Source organism: Aureimonas sp. SK2 (genome assembly GCF_029813115.1).
In the GTDB taxonomy this organism is placed as follows: domain Bacteria; phylum Pseudomonadota; class Alphaproteobacteria; order Rhizobiales; family Rhizobiaceae; genus Aureimonas.
This window is the reverse complement of sequence record NZ_JAPZDS010000001.1, coordinates 209497-226130: the sequence shown is the minus strand read 5'-3', so window position 1 is coordinate 226130 and position 16634 is coordinate 209497. Positions and strand designations below refer to the sequence as shown.

Annotated in this window: 16 protein-coding genes; 10 read left to right on the top strand and 6 right to left on the bottom strand. The window is 67.9% G+C overall.

Translation table 11 applies throughout. The features are described 5' to 3' along the window. Nucleotides 1-3: 3 nt before the first annotated feature. On the bottom strand, nucleotides 4-1128 hold the full coding sequence (locus O5O54_RS01120; RefSeq protein WP_279477885.1) for a DNA repair exonuclease: 1125 nt from the start codon (nucleotides 1126-1128) through the stop codon (nucleotides 4-6). 181 nt (nucleotides 1129-1309) lie between these two features. Between O5O54_RS01120 and O5O54_RS01115 the strand changes: the two genes are divergently transcribed. Next, complete coding sequence (locus tag O5O54_RS01115; RefSeq protein ID WP_279477882.1) at nucleotides 1310-2407, top strand: pyridoxal phosphate-dependent aminotransferase; 1098 nt, start codon at nucleotides 1310-1312, stop codon at nucleotides 2405-2407. A gap of 9 nt (nucleotides 2408-2416) precedes the next feature. On the opposite strand, the gene O5O54_RS01110 is transcribed toward O5O54_RS01115, so the two are convergent. Next, complete coding sequence (locus O5O54_RS01110; protein WP_279477881.1) at nucleotides 2417-2689, bottom strand: sel1 repeat family protein; 273 nt, start codon at nucleotides 2687-2689, stop codon at nucleotides 2417-2419. 332 nt (nucleotides 2690-3021) lie between these two features. Here O5O54_RS01110 and O5O54_RS01105 point away from each other — a divergent pair, with 332 nt between their 5' ends. The 3 genes from O5O54_RS01105 to O5O54_RS01095 all read left to right on the top strand — a co-directional run bounded on the left by O5O54_RS01105 (nucleotide 3022) and on the right by O5O54_RS01095 (nucleotide 4935). After that, entirely contained in the window at nucleotides 3022-3366 is a 345-nt protein-coding gene (locus tag O5O54_RS01105; RefSeq protein WP_279477879.1) for a DUF2147 domain-containing protein, read from the top strand. A 79-nt stretch (nucleotides 3367-3445) separates the two neighbouring features. After that, nucleotides 3446-3793 carry a DUF2147 domain-containing protein gene (locus tag O5O54_RS01100; RefSeq protein ID WP_279477877.1) on the top strand — a complete coding sequence of 116 codons (348 nt, stop codon included), beginning with the start codon at nucleotides 3446-3448 and terminating at the stop codon, nucleotides 3791-3793. Further along, nucleotides 3793-4935, top strand: a complete 1143-nt coding sequence (locus tag O5O54_RS01095; protein ID WP_279477874.1) for an acyltransferase — start codon at nucleotides 3793-3795, stop codon at nucleotides 4933-4935. Before O5O54_RS01100 ends, O5O54_RS01095 begins: the two co-directional genes overlap by 1 nt. 4 nt (nucleotides 4936-4939) lie before the next feature. Here the strand turns inward: O5O54_RS01095 and O5O54_RS01090 are convergent, their stop codons facing one another. Continuing rightward, complete coding sequence (locus tag O5O54_RS01090) at nucleotides 4940-5647, bottom strand: glutathione S-transferase family protein (protein WP_279477873.1); 708 nt, start codon at nucleotides 5645-5647, stop codon at nucleotides 4940-4942. Nucleotides 5648-5768: 121 nt separating this feature from the next. Then, nucleotides 5769-6539, bottom strand: a complete 771-nt coding sequence (locus tag O5O54_RS01085) for a MerR family transcriptional regulator (RefSeq protein WP_279477872.1) — start codon at nucleotides 6537-6539, stop codon at nucleotides 5769-5771. 232 nt (nucleotides 6540-6771) lie between these two features. Here O5O54_RS01085 and O5O54_RS01080 point away from each other — a divergent pair, with 232 nt between their 5' ends. From O5O54_RS01080 to O5O54_RS01070, 3 genes are read left to right on the top strand one after another with little or no spacing between them, the layout of a single operon-like run. Then, nucleotides 6772-6921: a hypothetical protein gene (locus tag O5O54_RS01080; RefSeq protein WP_279477869.1), complete on the top strand. Its 150-nt coding sequence runs from the start codon at nucleotides 6772-6774 to the stop codon at nucleotides 6919-6921. Nucleotides 6922-6961: 40 nt separating this feature from the next. After that, nucleotides 6962-8461, top strand: coding sequence for an AMP nucleosidase (locus O5O54_RS01075; protein WP_279477867.1), 1500 nt, complete (start codon nucleotides 6962-6964; stop codon nucleotides 8459-8461). Nucleotides 8462-8504: 43 nt separating this feature from the next. Continuing rightward, nucleotides 8505-9461, top strand: a complete 957-nt coding sequence (locus tag O5O54_RS01070; protein ID WP_279477865.1) for an endonuclease/exonuclease/phosphatase family protein — start codon at nucleotides 8505-8507, stop codon at nucleotides 9459-9461. Between the two features lie 14 nt (nucleotides 9462-9475). Here the strand turns inward: O5O54_RS01070 and O5O54_RS01065 are convergent, their stop codons facing one another. Further along, nucleotides 9476-11104, bottom strand: coding sequence for an electron transfer flavoprotein-ubiquinone oxidoreductase (locus O5O54_RS01065; RefSeq protein ID WP_279478694.1), 1629 nt, complete (start codon nucleotides 11102-11104; stop codon nucleotides 9476-9478). Between the two features lie 188 nt (nucleotides 11105-11292). On the opposite strand from O5O54_RS01065, the gene O5O54_RS01060 reads away from it, so the two are divergent. Together O5O54_RS01060 and O5O54_RS01055 are read left to right on the top strand one after the other, a co-directional pair. Then, entirely contained in the window at nucleotides 11293-12147 is an 855-nt protein-coding gene (locus O5O54_RS01060; protein ID WP_279477863.1) for a uracil-DNA glycosylase, read from the top strand. A gap of 154 nt (nucleotides 12148-12301) precedes the next feature. After that, nucleotides 12302-12640 (top strand): hypothetical protein, encoded by a 339-nt coding sequence (locus O5O54_RS01055; RefSeq protein WP_279477861.1) that lies wholly within the window; start codon nucleotides 12302-12304, stop codon nucleotides 12638-12640. A gap of 55 nt (nucleotides 12641-12695) precedes the next feature. Here the strand turns inward: O5O54_RS01055 and O5O54_RS01050 are convergent, their stop codons facing one another. Beyond that, complete coding sequence (locus O5O54_RS01050) at nucleotides 12696-13646, bottom strand: DMT family transporter (RefSeq protein ID WP_279477859.1); 951 nt, start codon at nucleotides 13644-13646, stop codon at nucleotides 12696-12698. A 251-nt stretch (nucleotides 13647-13897) separates the two neighbouring features. On the opposite strand from O5O54_RS01050, the gene pepN reads away from it, so the two are divergent. Continuing rightward, nucleotides 13898-16537: an aminopeptidase N gene (gene pepN / locus O5O54_RS01045; RefSeq protein WP_279477858.1), complete on the top strand. Its 2640-nt coding sequence runs from the start codon at nucleotides 13898-13900 to the stop codon at nucleotides 16535-16537. Nucleotides 16538-16634: the final 97 nt, after the last annotated feature.

The window sequence follows — 16634 nt, the reverse complement described above, 5'->3', positions numbered from 1 at the left end:
GGGTCAGCCCTCCCGCCGGCCGAGGCGGGCGTGCTCGGCAAACATCATGCGCAGGGCGAGAGCCGCGGCCGCGCGCTCGGGGTCGGTTCCGTCGGCGGCCTTGGCGCGCAGGCGATCGATCGCCGTGCGCACGAAGCCGGCGGCGTCGATCCGATCGAGGTCCTCCTCGTCCGGCTCGTCCAGAAGCTCGTCGTCTCGGACGCGCAGGTCGAAGAAGCGTGTCTCCCAGGACGCCAGCGCCTCGTCCAGCGCGATCCGGTCGCGCAGCGACAGCGTGCCGCGAAGCGTCAGGTCCACCAGAGCCTCGCCGGGCGACGGGACGGAGGCCAGTGCGGCATCCAGCGCATCGATCTCGCCGTGCATGTCGAGGCCGATCGCCCGCCAGTCGAAGCGCGCGGTGCGGACCTTCTCGACGCGCGGCGCGGCGCCCGGCCCGTCGATCTCGACCAGCGCGACGAAGCCCGGCTCGTTGGCGGGGTAGCGGTCGGCCTCGGGCGTGCCGGAATAGAAGGTACGCGGCGCGATCTCCAGGAAGCCGTGCCAGTCGCCGAGCGCGAGATAGTCGAGCTTTGCCCGGTTCGCGCGGTCGTCGGCGATCGGGTTGCCGCTTTCGGCCGAGGCGGGCAGGCGGTTGGCGACGGCTCCATGGGCAAGGCCGACGCGCACGGTGTGAGCCGGCGTCGGGGCACCGTCGAACCAGTCCGTCAGGTCGGCGCCTTCCCGGTGGCGCAGCAGCGGGGCGGGCAGAACCACGGCGCGGCCCTCGCAAAGCTCGATCGGTGCCGGCCTGTCGGCCACCACAACGCGAGCGCGGCTTTCGAACCGCGCGAGCCGCGACCAGACCGACACGCTGACCGCCGGATCATGATTGCCCGGCAGCATGATCCAGGGACCGGCGAAGGACGCCATCGCGTCGAGCGTGCGCTGGATATCCCGGTCGGACACCGTGTTGCCATCGAAGGCGTCGCCCGCCACCACCACGAAGGCGGCGCCCCGCGCCTGCGCGAGTTCGGCCAAGCGTCGCACGGCGTTGAACCGCTCGGCGCGCAGTTCGGCCCGCGTCTCGTCGGCATAGCCGCCGAAGGGCTTGCCGATCTGCCAGTCGGCGGTGTGGACGAAGCGGATCATCGGGAAGGGGCACGCGAACGGGTGAGCATGGGCGGAGCGTGGGAAGGCGGCGCCCGCGATTCAAGGAGAAACCGGGGCAAGCCATGGTTTATCAACGGTTTTCCGCGAGTGTCGGGCAAGACTGTCCAAGCGCGGCCGCAGCCTCTAGAACGGGCGGGTCGCCGTTGCCAAGAGAGTCCGCATGCCCTTCAACGCCCGCACGCTGGCGCTGCCAGCGACCATTCCCTTCGTCGGCCCGGAGGCGCTGGAGCGCCGGTTCGGCCGCCCCTTCCTGGCGCGGCTCGGCGCGAACGAAAGCGTCTTCGGCCCCTCGCCCCGAGTGGTGGAGGCCATGGCCCGGGCGGCGGGGGAAAGCTGGGCCTATGGCGACCCGGAGCACCATGCCCTGCGCGAAGCGATCGCGGCGCATCTCGGCGTCCGCTTCGAGGAGGTGATCGTCGGCGAGGGGATCGACGGCCTGTTCGGCCTGCTGACGCAGATCGTGCTGGAGCCGGGCGACCGGGTTCTGACCTCCCACGGCGCCTATCCGACCTTCAACTACCATGTCTCGGGCCACGGCGGGGTGCTGGACTTCTTACCCTATCGCGACGACCGCGAGGACATCGACGCGCTAATTGGGCGGATGGTGGAGACGCGGCCGAAGCTCGTCTACTTCGCCAACCCGGACAACCCGACCGGAAGCTGGCACGAGGCGGACGCCGTGCGTCGCCTGATGGACGCGGTGCCGGACGGCACGATCCTGGTGCTGGACGAGGCCTATAGCGATCTCGCGCCGCCCTCGGCGCTGCCGGATGCAGGTGAGATCCGGCCCCACGTCCTGCGCTTCCGCACCTTTTCCAAGGCCTACGGCATGGCGGGCGTGCGGGTGGCGTTCGTGTTCGGCGCTGCGGAAACGGTCGCGCATTTCCACAAGGTGCGCAATCACTTCGGCGTCTCGCGCATGGCGCAGGCGGGCGCCGTGGCGGCGCTGGGCGACCAGGACTATCTGCGGGACGTCGTGGAACGGATCGTGCGCGCGCGGACGAAACTTGCCGGCATCGCGGAAGCCGCCGGGCTGCGGCCCCTGCCCTCGGCCACCAACTTCGTGGCGATCGACTGCGGGCGGGACGGTGCCTATGCGCGCCGCGTGCTGGAGGGCGTCCTCGAGCGCCGGGTGTTCATCCGAATGCCGGGCGTCGCGCCGCTGGATCGGATGATCCGCGTGACAGTCGGCCGGGACGAGGAACTCGACCGCTTCGCAGAGGCGCTGGACGCCTCGCTGGCCGAGGCCGGACGCTGAGCGTCCGGCTCAGTTGCGGGAGAGCCACTGGCGGGCAAGGCGCAGGGCGCGGCCGATCTCGGCCTTCGTCATCATCGCCGCCACGTCCTGGCGATGGTCGGCGGCGTCCTCGACGCTCATCTGGGCGGCCAGGTTGAAATACATATGGGCGGAGACGAGATCCGTCTCGCCGTCGCGGCCCGAAGCGTGGCGAAGCGCCATCGCGAAAAGCGTCTCGCCCATCGGGGCCGCAAGGCCGAGCGCGGTGCCGAAATCGCCGTCCTGAAGTTCGAAGCGTGCCATGGTCCCTGTCCTTCTGTCTCTTTGCGCCCCCTCGGGCTGTTGAGACGAGATTGCCAGCGGCCCTTGAACCGGCGCTTAAAATGCTTGGCTAATTCAAGTTGAATGCCGCGTTCATCTGTCGGAAATTCTTGAGGCTGCCGCGCCGGAACGCCCTGGAAACACGGCGTTTGCCCGATTCGATTCAAACTCGCTTCATCATCTTCGGTGGCATTCCCTTCAGCATGTGCGACGAACGCCTTCTCACCGAGCCCTCTTGGCGAGGTTCGCGTTTCCATTTACGTTTGCGTAAGCCGCGTGGCCCGCGATCAAGACGGGGCGGCCGGGAGGATCGGATGAAACGTTTGGCTGCGACATTTCTGGCGCTGGCGGCAATGACGGGTGCGGCACTGGCGGACCCGATCGAGGGCACCTGGCGCATGCCTTCGGGCAACGACGCGAAGATCGCCCCCTGCTCCGGCGGCTTTTGCCTGGCCTATGTGAACGGCCCGCACAAGGGAAAGACCTTCGGCACCATGAAGCCGTCGGGCGGCGGCGCCTACCAGGGCACGGTGACGGACTATACCAAGGGCGGCAAGGAATATTCCGGCAAGGGCAAGCTGACGGGCGACACGCTGTCGGTCTCGGGCTGCGTGCTCGGGGGCCTGATCTGCCGGTCCCAGTCCCTGACCCGGCTCTAGAGCGCCTACCCCGGCGGCCTTGACGGGCGGTCCCTTTCGGGGGATCGCTCGCCGCGAACCAATCGGGAGTCCGCCGAACATGAAACCGTTCGTCCTTGTGGCCGCGCTGGCACTCGCCTGCGGCCCGGCCCTGGCCGCCGAGCCGATCGTCGGCACCTGGCGCCTGTCGAACGGCGAGACCGTGGACTACCGTCCCTGCGGCTCGAAATACTGTTCCACCGTCAATTCCGGCCCTTACAAGGGCAAGACCGTCGGCACGATGGAAGGCAGCGGCAGCCGCTACGACGGAACCGTGGTCGATCCGTCGAGCGACAAGTCCTACGAGGGACGGGTGGAGATCCAGGGCGGCCAGCTGGTGCTGACGGGCTGCGTCGCCAAGGTCTTCTGCCGGTCCCAGACCTGGACGCGCGTCGGAAAGGCCGGCTGATGATCGCGAGCACCCATGTGCCCTCGACCGGCGCCGCATCGTCGCCGGAAAGCGTCGACACGGTTCACGAGCCGGTAACGCAGCGTCGCGCGCGCAACCGCAACCTGCAATGGCTCCGCGGCGTCGCAGCGCTCTTCGTGCTGCTCTACCACGCCTCGACCTACATCAACTTCACCTTCAAGGACGATCGGTTCGCGAAGGTCTTCAACCACGAATTCGGGCTGATCGGCGTCGCGATCTTCTTCGCCATATCCGGCGCGCTGATGGCGGAAATCCTGAAGACCACGGCGCCCGGACCTTTCATCATCCACCGCGTCCTGCGGATCTATCCGATCTTCATTCTGGCCGCGATCGTCCTGCCCTTCGCCTTCGGGCTCGATGCCGGCGTCGATTCGCGCGCCCTGTCGCTCGTCCCGGTCGGCACCAACGCGAACTACCGCCTCGCGGTGGAATGGACCCTCGTCTTCGAGGTGTTCTTCTACGTCGTCCTGTTCCTGATCGCCGTCGCCGGCTGGACGCGGCATCTCAACGCCATCGCGGTCGTCTGGCTGATGCTGGCGGTCGGCGGCGCGCTCTTCGCGCCGGAGCAGCAGGCGCGGCTGGTTCTGTGGATCTACGAGATGCCCTTCGTGGCGGCGAGCGCCGCATTCGCGGGCGGCCTCCTCATTCCCTCGCTCGCGCGCCGGCACACGTTCCAGCCGGCGCTGGCCGCCGTGGCGGTTGCGCTATCGGCCATCGCGGCGCAAGCCGACGGCCTCGGCGTCCCGCGCCTCTTCGCCTCCGCCGCCGCCGTGGTGCTGGTGGGCCTCGCGATGAGCCCCGAGTTTCGGGGCGAGCGCGACACCGTCTTCACGCGCATCGCCACCAAGCTCGGGGACTGGAGCTACGCGCTTTATCTCTGCCACGTGCCGGTCATCATGGGGATGCACACCTACCTGCCGTTCGGCCCGGTGGCGATGTGGTTCGCCACCGTGATCGGCGCCCTCTTGCTGGCCATCCCGCTCGGCATGCTTGACATCCGCCTCTACGCCTGGCTGCGCAAGCGCTCGGACCGATCCACGCCCGAGAGCTTCCGCCGCTGGGCGTGGATCTATGTCGGCGTCTACCTCGCGATCGCCTTCGTCTTCCTGTTCAAGGACTGAGCGGTCAGCGGGCGCGCTGGCCGAACAGGACGCTCTGCGCGCTCTTGTCCTGGGCGAGGTTGAGCTTTTCGCGCTCCGCCTTGCCGACGGCGAGCCCCCGCTCCACCGCCGGGCGGGCGTTCAGCGTCTCGAACCAGCGCTTGAGGTTGGGGAAGTCGTCGAGGTCCTGACCTTGGTTCTTGTGCGGCACGATCCAGCCGACGCAGGCCATGTCGGCGATCGAGTATTCGTCGGCCAGGAACTCCCGACCTTCGAGCCGCTTGTTCATGACGCCGTACAAGCGGTTGACCTCGTTGGTGTATCGGTCGATACCGTAGGAGATCTTTTCCGGCGCGTACTGCCGGAAATGGTGTGCCTGGCCGGCCATCGGCCCGAGGCCGCCGATCTGCCAGAACAGCCATTCGTCGACCGCGACGCGCTTGCGCTCGTCGGTCGGGTAGAAGCGACCGAACTTGCGCGCGAGATACTGAAGGATCGCCCCGGATTCGAAGACCGAGATCGGCTGGCCGCCCGGTCCTTCGGGATCGACGATCGCCGGCATCCGGTTGTTGGGCGAGATCGCGAGGAACTCCGGCTTGAACTGGTCGCCGGCGCCGATGTTGACGAGCTTCAGCTCGTAGGGAACGCCGAGTTCCTCCAGGAGGATCGAGACCTTCCATCCGTTCGGCGTCGGCCAGTAGTGCAGTTCGATGGGCTTCGTCTGTTCGACCATGGGGCGAGCCTCCGGGCATTGCGATGAAGCCCAACCTAGAGCATCGGATCGTAAATCGTACCCGGCTCTGTCCGTCCTGGCCGGCCGATCCTCGCGAAGGGACGCGCGGGCCGCAGCGGGGCTACGGCCGAGCGGCCCAGCTCTTCATCGCGCCGGCAAGGAAGCGGGCGAAGCCGGGCTCGATGCGCTCGAAACGTGCCTCGAAATCGGGATGGGACAGATAAAGGTCCGCCAGCCCGGCATAGGCCGAGGGAGACGCCGACCGACCCCAGTTCGCCTCCACCCACGCGCGATGACGCGCGATCAACGGGTGGAGCGTCTCCGAGTCCGGGGGCGTTCCCTTGCGCATTTCCTCGGCCAGCTCGGTCTCGATCCCCCTCAGTTCGGCCATCAGGGCTTCCCGCTCGGCCGGGGTCAGGCTCGACACCCGCCGCCGGCTCGTCTCGATCGGCTCCCGCAGCTCCGCGCCGTAGGTCTTTTCCAGCCAAGCCTCGTATTCGGCCTGCCGGTCGGGATCGACGATCCCCGAATAAAGGTCCTCGTTCTTCATGATGCGATCTCCTTCCAGTTCGGCGATCGTGCGGTCGATCGTCCTCAACATCTCGGCGGATCGGGCCACTTGCCTGGTGATGCGTTCGCGCTGCGCCTTCAGGGCCGTCAAACGATCGAAGCCCTCGGCATCGAGGATCGCACCGATCTCGGCCAGGGGAATGCCGAGTTCTCGATGGATCAGGATCTGCTGAAGCCGCAGCAGTTCTGCGCGCCCGTAGTAGCGATATCCGTTCGCGCCCGTGAACGCGGGAAGAAGCAGGCCGATCTCGTGATAGTGGTGCAGCGTGCGAATCGAGACCCGCGCCATCGCTGCCACGTCGCTGACCGTGTACGCCGCCATTCTCCTCCTCCCGCGCCTGTCCGCAGGACCACCCGATACGCCCTCACGTCCCGTGAGGGTCAAGGCGTTCGTCGGCGTGCGGGTGCCGTCGTATCGCTCCGGCAAGTCCGGGGCCGCGTCCCCGGAACGATCGCTCACCGAACGCTGCGTGAATGGAGGCTGAACGGCGGCTCCAGCCCAGATTCAGCTAGGGTGGGCAAGGATGGGCACAGGGAGAACCGAGGAGACCGCCATGATCGTCCGCCTGTCCATCGTCACGTCGCTCATGGCCCTCTTCGCGCTGAGTTTCTCCGCGCTGGTCTCGGCGGACCGGGCCGGCCACAGCCACTTCGCCACGGCGAGCCAGGGCTGTTTCGAGAAGGGCGCGGTCTGCGTTCGATAGTCCCCATTTCGCCTGTCACGGTCCTCCGCTAAACAGGGCCATGACAGAACGTTTCGCACCGCCCGCCCCCGAACCGCTCACCCCCAAGCCGATCAAGGCCGAGGCCTTCACCGACGCGGTGGCGGCCGTCGATGCCCTGAAGCGCATCTACGCGGCCTCGGTGGACTTCCTGTGCGAACGCTTCGACGAGGTGCTGGAGACGAGCGACACGTCGCGCCGCTACCGGGCCTTCTATCCGCAGGTCGCGATCCGCACCGCCGGCCATGCGCGGGTGGATTCGCGCCTGTCCTTCGGCTTCGTGCCCGGCCCCGGCCACTACGCCACCACGATCACGCGGCCGGAGCTCTTCGGCGACTATCTCGTCCAGCAGTTCGAGCAGCTTCTGAAGAACCATGGCCAGCCGATCGAGGTCGGCCTGTCGAAGACGCCGATCCCGCTCCATTTCGCACTGCCCGAGGGCACCTATGTCGACGGGGCGCTGGCGGAAAAGCTCGACAAGCCGCTGCGCGACATTTTCGACGTGCCCGATCTCGAGGCGACCGACGACCGGATCGTCAACGGCAACTACGTGCCCAAGCCCGGCGAGCCGCTGCCCCTCGCCCCTTTCACGGCCCAGCGCGTGGACTATTCGCTCCTGCGCCTCGCCCACTACACGGCGACCAGCCCGCAGCATTTCCAGAACTTCGTCCTGTTCACGAACTACCAGTTCTACGTGGACGAGTTCTGCGCCATGGCGCAGCTCCTGATGCGAGACGGCGGCCGGGGCTACGAGAGCTTCGTGGAGCCAGGCAACGTCGTGACGCTGGCGGGTTCGAGCGAGCCGGAGCGGGGTCTCAGCCCCCCGCGCCTGCCGCAGATGCCGGCCTATCACCTGACCCGGCCGGGCTCCAACGGCATCACGATGGTGAACATCGGCGTCGGCCCGTCCAACGCCAAGACGATCACAGACCATGTGGCCGTGCTGCGTCCGCACGCCTGGCTGATGCTCGGCCACTGCGCCGGCCTTCGCAACACGCAGGCGCTCGGCGACTACGTGCTCGCCCACGCCTATGTGCGCGAGGATCACGTGCTGGACGCCGACCTTCCCGCCTGGGTGCCCATCCCGCCGCTCGCGGAGGTGCAGGTGGCGCTGGAGCAGGCGGTCGCAGACGTGACCGGGCTGGAGGGCTACGACCTCAAGCGCATCATGCGCACCGGGACGGTCGCCACGATCGACAACCGCAACTGGGAGCTGCGCGACCAGACCGAGCCGGTGGAGCGCCTGTCGAAGTCGCGCGCCGTGGCGCTCGACATGGAATCGGCGACGATCGCGGCCAACGGATACCGGCTGCGCGTGCCCTACGGCACGCTCCTCTGCGTTTCCGACAAGCCGTTGCACGGCGAGCTGAAGCTGCCGGGCATGGCGACCGAGTTCTACAAGCGGCAGGTGGCGCAGCATCTCGAGATCGGCATCCGGGCGATGCAGAGCCTCGCCGACATGCCGGTCGAGCGCCTCCATTCGCGCAAGCTGCGGTCCTTCTTCGAGTCGGCCTTCCAGTAAGCGCCCGATGACCGCTCGAATCCTGCCGCCTCAAGGACGCCTCGTGCTGAACGCGCTGATCCTGTGTGCCGCCCTCGCGCTCGTGCTTGGCTTCGGCGGCCGCTGGGCGCAGCCGCTCGACACGCTGTCGCATTTTCGGGCGCATCTGGCCGCCGGACTGCTCGTGCTGTCGGCGCTCGCCCTTCTCCTCGGCCACTGGGCGAGCGGCTTGGCCGGAGCCCTCGTGGCCGGCGTGGCGCTCTACTCGACCCTGCCCTACCTGCTGCCGATGCGCGACCCGGCGCCGGACGGCGCGCCGACCTACACGCTCCTGCAGATGAACCTCCTGTGGAACGCGGGCGACCATGCGGAAGCGATCCGCCGCATCGCCGACGCGCGTCCCGACATCGTGACGCTGCAGGAACTGACGGGGGATTGGCGGGAATCGCTGGCGCCGCTGGAGGCGATGTATCCCTTCCAGGCGGTCTGCCTGGAGGCGGACGGCTTCCACGGCGATTCGGCCATCCTCTCGCGCCGCCCCTTCGTGGAGGGGTCGAAGCCGCTCTGCAATGTCGGCGATTCGCTGGCCGCCGCGCGGATCGACCTGAACGGCGTCGCCGTGACGGTCGCCTCGCACCATCAGCTCTGGCCATGGCCGCGCGGCCAGTGGCGCCGGCTGGCGAGCGTGCGCGACACGCTGGCGCAACTGCCGGCCCCGCTGATCCTGGCGGGCGATTTCAACGCCGTCGGCTGGAGCGCGTTTCTTCAGACCTATGCCGAGACGACCGGCACGCGGGTGGTGCCCGGCATCGGGCCGACCTGGATGCTGGAAGCCCTGCCGGGCGAGGTCGCGCGCTATGTCGGCGTCGGGATCGACAACCTCCTGGTATCGCCGACCGTCACCATCCACGGCATCGAGCGCCCGGCCGCCACAGATTCGGACCACCTGCCGGTGCTGGTGCGGTTTTCGGTGACGCCCCCGGACGATGCGCCGCAGACGGCGGTCGCCGCGCGCGGATAGCGCGCGGCGTTCGTTCACATCGTGCCGTAGACCGGCCCTTCGGCGCCTTGCGGCGGCACCCAGGTGATGTTGCCGTTCGGGTCCTTGATGTCGCACGTCTTGCAGTGGACGCAGTTCTGCGCGTTGATCTGGTAGCGCGGCGCGTCCGCTCCCTCCTCGATCCACTCGTAGACACCGGCCGGGCAGTAGCGCTGGCTGAGGCCCGCATAGACGTCGTGCTCCGACGTCTTCTGGAGGCGCATGTCCTTCACCTTGAGATGGACCGGCTGGTCCTCCTCGTGGTTGGTGTTGGACAGGAACACCGACGAGGTCTTGTCGAAGGTCAGCACCCCGTCGGGCTTCGGATAGGCGATCGGCTTGTGCTTGGCCGCCGGCTCGGTCGAGGCCGCATCCGTCTTGCCGTGCTTCAAGGTGCCGAAGAGCGAACGGCCCATGAGCTGATGCGCCCACATGTCGAGCCCGCCCGCCACGATGCCGAGCGCCGTTCCGTATTTCGACCAGAGCGGTTTGACGTTGCGCACCCGGAAGAGGTCGCGCCCGATCGGCGAAGCGCGCCAGCCGGCTTCGTAGGGCGCCAGCTCGTCCTGCGCCCGGCCCGCAGCGATCGCCTCGACAGCCGCATCGGCCGCCTGCATGCCGCTGGAGATCGCATTGTGCACGCCCTTGATGCGCGGCACGTTGACGAAGCCCGCCGAGCAGCCGATCAGCGCGCCGCCGGGGAAGACGAGCTTGGGCACCGACTGGTAGCCCCCTTCCGAGATGGCCCGCGCGCCGTAGGACAGGCGCTTGGCCCCCTCCAGAAGCTCGGCGATGTCCGGATGCGTCTTGAAGCGCTGGAACTCCTCGAACGGGTTGAGATAGGGGTTGGCGTAGTTCAGGTGGACGACGAAGCCGACGTAAACCTGGTTGTTTTCCAGGTGATAGAGGAACGAGCCGCCGCCGGTCTTCATGTCGAGCGGCCAGCCGAACGAATGCTGGATGAGACCCGGCTTGGCTTTCGCCGGATCGATCTGCCACAGCTCCTTGATGCCGATGCCGAACTTCGGCGCGTCGGCTTCTTTCGCCAGATTGAAGCGGGCAATCAGTTCCTTGGCGAGCGAGCCGCGCACGCCCTCGCCGATCAGCACGTATTTGCCGATCAGTTCCATGCCCGGCTGGTAGTTCGGCCCCGGCTCGCCGGAGCGCTCGATGCCCATGTCGCCGGTCGCGACGCCCCGCAGCGCGCCCGCTTCGTCGAACAGGAGTTCGGTCGCGGCAAAGCCCGGATAGATCTCGACGCCCAGAGCTTCGGCCTTCTCGGCCAGCCACTTGCAGACGAGGCCGAGCGAGACGACGTAGTTGTCGTGATTGTCCATCAGCTTCGGCAGGCCGAAGTTCGGCAGGCGCACGGAGCCGTGCGGGCCGTAGACGTAGAACTTGTCGGCCGTCACGCGCTGGCGGATCGGCGTCTCCTCGACACGCCATTCGGGAAGCAGGACATCGAGCGAGGACGGATCGAGGACGCAGCCGGACAGGATATGCGCGCCGACCTCGGAGCCCTTCTCCAGCACCACGACGGACAGATCCGGGTTCGCCTGCTTCAGCCGGATCGCCGCGGACAGACCCGCAGGACCCGCCCCGACGATCACCACGTCGAACTCCATCGACTCGCGCTGCGCGGCTGCTTCTGACACGGGCAAGGTCCTCCGTCCTGGCGGTATCTGGAACGAGTCCAACAAATCCATGCCGCACATATAGGAATTCGCGCGGCCGCGACACTCGATTTCTTACGTAAACGTCATCCGAGCAGGGATGCGCGTGCGTTTCGATCGGATGGCCGTTATGCTGGGCCATGTCTATAACCGACGCGACAACCGCACCGAACGAATGGAGCGCCCTGCTCGCCTGGTACGAACTGGCCGGCGTTTCCACCTTCGTGGGCGACATGCCGCGCGACCGCTTCGCCGAGACGGAAGCGGAGGCGAGCCGTCGGCGCGCGCCGGTCGCGGACACGAAGCCGGCTGAGGTTCAGGGCGCGGTGGAAGCGACGCGGCCCGCCGTCGCACCCCGTGCTTCGCTGATTCCGCCCGACGCCGATGCGGCCTCCGCGGCTTCCGCGCGCGAACAGGCGGCACGGGCCGCCTCGCTCGACGAGTTGCGGGAAATGCTCGCGGCCTTCACCGGCTGCGGCCTGCGCCAGACCGCCAAGAACCTCGTCTTCGGCAACGGTGCGGAAGACGCGGCGGTGATGTTCATCGGCGAGGCGCCGGGGCGCGACGAGGACTTGGCGGGCGAACCGTTCGTCGGCAAGTCCGGCCAGCTCCTGAACCGCATGCTCGCCGCGATCGGCCTCGAACGCGAGGCGGTGCGCGTGACCAACACTGTGCCCTGGCGCCCGCCCGGCAACCGGGCGCCGACGCCCGCGGAGACCGAAGCCTGCCTGCCTTTCACGCTGCGCCATGTGGAACTGGTCAAGCCGCGGATCGTCGTCTGCGTCGGGTCCTCCTCCTGCCGGGCGCTCCTGCGGGCGGACGAGGGCATCACGCGGCTGCGCGGCCGCTGGCTGTCGCTGACGACACCCAACGGCACGGAGGTGCCGGTGATGCCGATGCTCCATCCGGCCTTTCTCCTGCGTCAACCCGGGCAGAAGCGCCTGGCGTGGCGCGATTTCCAGACGCTCCGCCAGAGGCTTGGCGAGACTGTCTGATGCAGGGCATCAGCTCAGACCGCACGATCGGAAGCCTGTATTACGGTTTGTTGAAACCATGGCCGGCGTCGGGCGTTAGTCCGCCGAACCGATGGTGAAGCCGACCGCCTAACGGGACGGTCGGCGCCAAACCGAAGGATGAGGAACACCGATCATGAAGACCATGACCATGATCGCCGCCACGCTGATCGCCACCGCCGGGCTCGGAACGGTCGCCCAGGCGCAGCAGACCCAGCCCATGCTCACCGGCCAGGAGAAGGCCGTGCGCTATCAGGAAGACCAGCGCCAGAAGGCCTGGGACGAACAGCGCATGCAGCGCGGCGAAGCTGCGGAGAGCAGCACGTTCGGCGCCCCGAACCGCCAGAGCTTCGGCCGGTCGGACGCGGGCGAGGCGGCAGTGACCGAAGCTCCGAGCAACTTCTCGGTGCCGGGTTCCGATGCGGCCATGTACTCCTACGACTCCAGCAACAAGTCGTGGGCCTACGGCTACTGAGGCCTGAATTTCCGGCAGGCAATCAAGGGCGCGGGCCAAAAGGTCCGCGCCCTTTTCAGTTCTGCGACGGAGACACGCGCCGTGCCCGTTTCCGCTCGAGTCCGAGCCGGTGCTCTCGCAGGATGATGAAGACGCCGGCGGACACGACGATGGCTCCGCCGAGCACGGTGGTCGGGCTCGCGACCTCCTCGAAGAGCAGCGCTCCGATCAGCACCGCGAGGAGCATCGACGTGTACTCGAACGGCGCGATGGTGGACGCCTCGGCATAGCGGTAGCAGGCGGTCAGCAGCAATTGGCCGATCCCGCCGAACAGGCCCGCGAGGATCAGCAGTCCCGCCTGGGCGGGCGAGGGCCAGACCCAGCCGAAGGGAAGGCTCGCGAGGGCAATGACGCTGCTGCAGATGGAGAAATAGACGACGATGGTCGCCGTCGGTTCGGTGCGCACCAGCCGCCTCACCTGGATCATCGCGACCGCGGCGAAGGCGGCGCCTGCCAGCGAAGCGATCATGCCGAGCCGCTCTTCGCCGGAAAGGGAGCCCACTTCCAGCGACAGGGTGGGCGCGATGACGACGATGATCCCGCACAGGCCGACGAGGACGGCCGTCCATCGGAAGCGCCCGACCTGCTCGCGCAGGAACAGCGCGGCGAAGACCACCGTCAGGAGCGGCGCGGCATAGGACAGGGTCACCCATTCCGGATAGGGCAGCCGGCCGATCGCGTAGAAGCCGAAACCCATGGAGGTGACGCCGATGGCCCCGCGCAGGAAGTGGCCGCCGACGTCCCGCGTATCCAGCGCCGTCTTCAAGGTGCCGAGCCACCAGAGATAGAGAAGCACCGGCACCAGCGCGAAGAACGAGCGAAAGAACACGAGCTGCCCGGCGGGGATCTCGGTTCCCAGCCCCTTCAGAGATGTCTGCATGGCGACGAAGACGGTGACGGAGATCACCTTGAGGCCGATGCCGAGCATGGGTCTCAGGGTGGAGGAGTCGGCAGGCAAGGCATTCATGACGACGGATCGGCTTCGGCTGGGGATGGCGCGGCCACGCCTTCGGACGAATCTGGCACCGTCGCTGGCCGGCAGGCGTGGCGGCGTCGCAACCTTCTTAGGCGGCCGATTCCCGAGCGTCGAGGCAAGAAACCATAAGTCCGCCTCACCTTTCGCGACGAACCGGAGAGATGCGTGAGCGCCGGCGCCGGTTGGCAACCATCGTCGCGGCGACTATCCCAGTCTTCGACGAAACGGGAGACGCCTCCGCCATGCAGCGCACCGACGACGGCCAAGTGATCCGCCTTTCCGACTATTGCCCGCCCGCCTTCCGGATCCGGCATATCGAGATGCTCGTCTCGCTGACGGAAGGCCGGGCCGACGTCGTGACGGCGATCCACGCCGAACGCGCGGCCGATGCGGACCCGGCCGTCCCGCTCGAGCTCGACGGCGACGCCTTGACGCTGGTCTCGCTCGAGATCGACGGCGCGCCGGCCGATGCAGGGCGCTTCTCCGCAACGCCCGACAGGCTTGCGGTCCGCGACCTGCCGCCCGCCGGGCAGCCCTTCGTGCTCCGGATCGAGACGCGTCTCCAGCCGGAGGCGAACACCGAACTCATGGGGCTCTACCGCTCCAACGGGATCTGGTGCACGCAGTGCGAGGCCGAAGGCTTCCGCCGCATCACCTATTTCCTCGACCGGCCGGACGTGTTGGCGACCTATCGCGTTCGGCTGGAGGCGGAGCGCGAGGCGGCGCCGATCCTCCTCGCCAACGGCAATCCGTCCGAGAGCGGCGACCTCGGCGACGGGCGGCACTTCGCCGTCTGGGACGACCCGCATCCCAAGCCGTCCTATCTCTTCGCGCTGGTGGCCGGACGGCTCGACGTCCTCAAGGACCGGTTCGAGACGGCGAGCGGGCGCCCCGTCGATCTCGCGGTCTATACCGAACCCGGCCTTGCCGACCGCGCGACCTACGCGATGGACGCGCTGAAGCGCTCGATGATCTGGGACGAACGCCGCTTCGGCCGCGAATACGATCTCGACGTGTTCAACATCGTCGCCATCTCCGATTTCAACATGGGGGCGATGGAGAACAAGGGCCTCAACGTCTTCAACCACAAATACGTGCTGCTGGCGCCCGACACCGCCACCGACGGCGACTATGCCGGCGTCGAGACGGTGATCGCCCACGAGTACTTCCATAACTGGACGGGCAACCGCATCACCTGCCGGGACTGGTTCCAGCTCTGCCTGAAGGAAGGGCTGACCGTCTATCGCGACCAGGAGTTCAGCGGCGACGAGCGCTCGCGCACGGTCAAGCGCATCGCCTCCGTCCACGGGCTCAAGGCGCAGCAGTTCCCCGAGGACCAGGGGCCGCTGCAGCACCCCGTGCGCCCCCGGCAGTATCGCGAGATCAACAACTTCTACACGGCGACCGTCTACGAGAAGGGCGCCGAACTCGTCCGCATGCTCGCCACCATCCTCGGGGAAGCAGGCTTCCGCGCCGGAATGGACCTTTACTTCGACCGGCACGACGGCGACGCGGCGACCATCGAGGACTTTCTCGCCTGCTTCGCGGAGGCGACCGGCGCCGACCTCGAACAGTTCGCCCTCTGGTACGACCAGGCCGGCACACCGGAACTGGAGGTGCGCGAAAGCTTCTCCGACGGGAGGCTGACGATCACGCTGCGCCAGAGCCTCGCCAAGGGCGCGGCCGGCACCGGCACCGAACCGTTGCACATGCCCGTCCGCTTCGGTCTCGTCGGGCGGGACGGGACCGACCTCGCGGCAGAGCCGTCGGCCGGCACGGCGGAGGTCGAGGGCGACGTCATCCACCTGACGACGGCCGAAGCGCAGATCGTCTTCGAGAACCTGTCCGAGCGGCCGCGCCTGTCGATCCTGCGCGACTTCTCGGCGCCCGTGACGCTGCGCCACGAACAGAGCCGCGAGGACCGCCTGGCACTCGCCCGCCTCGACCCCAACGCCTTCGGCCGCTGGCGCGCGCTGACCGACCTCACGGGCGAGGCGCTTCGTGACGCCGCCGCCGGAGCCTCGGCCGAATTCGATCCGCGTCTCATCGAGATCCTGGTCGACTGTGCGGCCGAGGAGCGGCTGGAGCCGGCCCTGCGGGCTCAGATGATCGCCGTGCCCGGCGAGTCCGAGATCGCCCGGCTGGTCGGGACCAATGTCGATCCGGAAGCGGTCCATACCGCGCGCGAGGCGATGATCCGCGCGGTGGCGCGGAACGGTGCCGACACGTTCCGTAGGGTGCGGGACGCGCTGGCTCGGCCGGGCGAAGCGTTCAGCGCCGACGCCGAAAGTGCCGGGCTACGGGCGTTGTCCAATGCGCTCCTCATGTTCCTCAGCGCCGCCGAGGGGACGCCTGCTCTCGCCCGCGAGGCGTTCGGCCGGGCGGACAACATGACCGATCGTATGGCCGCCGCCGCGATCCTCGCGCATCGCTTCCCCGACGCGCCCGAGACCGCCGGGGCGCTGGACGAATTCTACCGCCGCTTCGAGAGCGACCCGCTGGTTCTCGACAAATGGTTCACGCTGCGCGCGACGGTGCCCGAGCCCGGCACGCTCGATGCGGTGCGCGAGTTGGCAGGCCATCCGAAGTTCAGCCTCGCCAATCCCAATCGGGCACGGGCGTTGATCGGAGGGTTCGCCACGGGCAACCAGCGCGTCTTCCATCGCGCCGACGGGGAAGGCTATCGCTGGACCGCCGAGCGGCTGGCCGAACTCGACCGTCTCAACCCGCAGACGGCGGCGCGGCTCGCGACGGCCTTCCGCTCCTGGCGCTCCTTCGAGCCCGTGCGCCGGGAGCAGGCACGGGCCGCGCTCACAGACCTAGCCGCCCGGCCGAGCCTCTCGCGCGACCTCAGCGACATCCTGGAACGCACGCTTGCATGACATCCGATTGAAATTTTCGCTCGAAATGGTTTGTTAACCACAACAGGCGAAAGCTCTGGAAAACCCCTGTTGAAGTCGTGCAACAATCAGAAATCGG

Coding starts and splice junctions, on each gene's coding strand:
- O5O54_RS01090 (WP_279477873.1), bottom strand. CDS start 5,647: ATGGTCGAACAGACGAAGCCCATCGAACTGCACTACTGGCCGACGCCG.
- O5O54_RS01075 (WP_279477867.1), top strand. CDS start 6,962: ATGACAGAACGTTTCGCACCGCCCGCCCCCGAACCGCTCACCCCCAAG.
- O5O54_RS01115 (WP_279477882.1), top strand. CDS start 1,310: ATGCCCTTCAACGCCCGCACGCTGGCGCTGCCAGCGACCATTCCCTTC.
- O5O54_RS01050 (WP_279477859.1), bottom strand. CDS start 13,646: ATGAATGCCTTGCCTGCCGACTCCTCCACCCTGAGACCCATGCTCGGC.
- O5O54_RS01120 (WP_279477885.1), bottom strand. CDS start 1,128: ATGATCCGCTTCGTCCACACCGCCGACTGGCAGATCGGCAAGCCCTTC.
- O5O54_RS01065 (WP_279478694.1), bottom strand. CDS start 11,104: ATGGAGTTCGACGTGGTGATCGTCGGGGCGGGTCCTGCGGGTCTGTCC.
- O5O54_RS01105 (WP_279477879.1), top strand. CDS start 3,022: ATGAAACGTTTGGCTGCGACATTTCTGGCGCTGGCGGCAATGACGGGT.
- O5O54_RS01080 (WP_279477869.1), top strand. CDS start 6,772: ATGATCGTCCGCCTGTCCATCGTCACGTCGCTCATGGCCCTCTTCGCG.
- O5O54_RS01100 (WP_279477877.1), top strand. CDS start 3,446: ATGAAACCGTTCGTCCTTGTGGCCGCGCTGGCACTCGCCTGCGGCCCG.
- pepN (WP_279477858.1), top strand. CDS start 13,898: ATGCAGCGCACCGACGACGGCCAAGTGATCCGCCTTTCCGACTATTGC.
- O5O54_RS01055 (WP_279477861.1), top strand. CDS start 12,302: ATGAAGACCATGACCATGATCGCCGCCACGCTGATCGCCACCGCCGGG.
- O5O54_RS01110 (WP_279477881.1), bottom strand. CDS start 2,689: ATGGCACGCTTCGAACTTCAGGACGGCGATTTCGGCACCGCGCTCGGC.
- O5O54_RS01085 (WP_279477872.1), bottom strand. CDS start 6,539: ATGGCGGCGTACACGGTCAGCGACGTGGCAGCGATGGCGCGGGTCTCG.
- O5O54_RS01060 (WP_279477863.1), top strand. CDS start 11,293: ATGTCTATAACCGACGCGACAACCGCACCGAACGAATGGAGCGCCCTG.
- O5O54_RS01095 (WP_279477874.1), top strand. CDS start 3,793: ATGATCGCGAGCACCCATGTGCCCTCGACCGGCGCCGCATCGTCGCCG.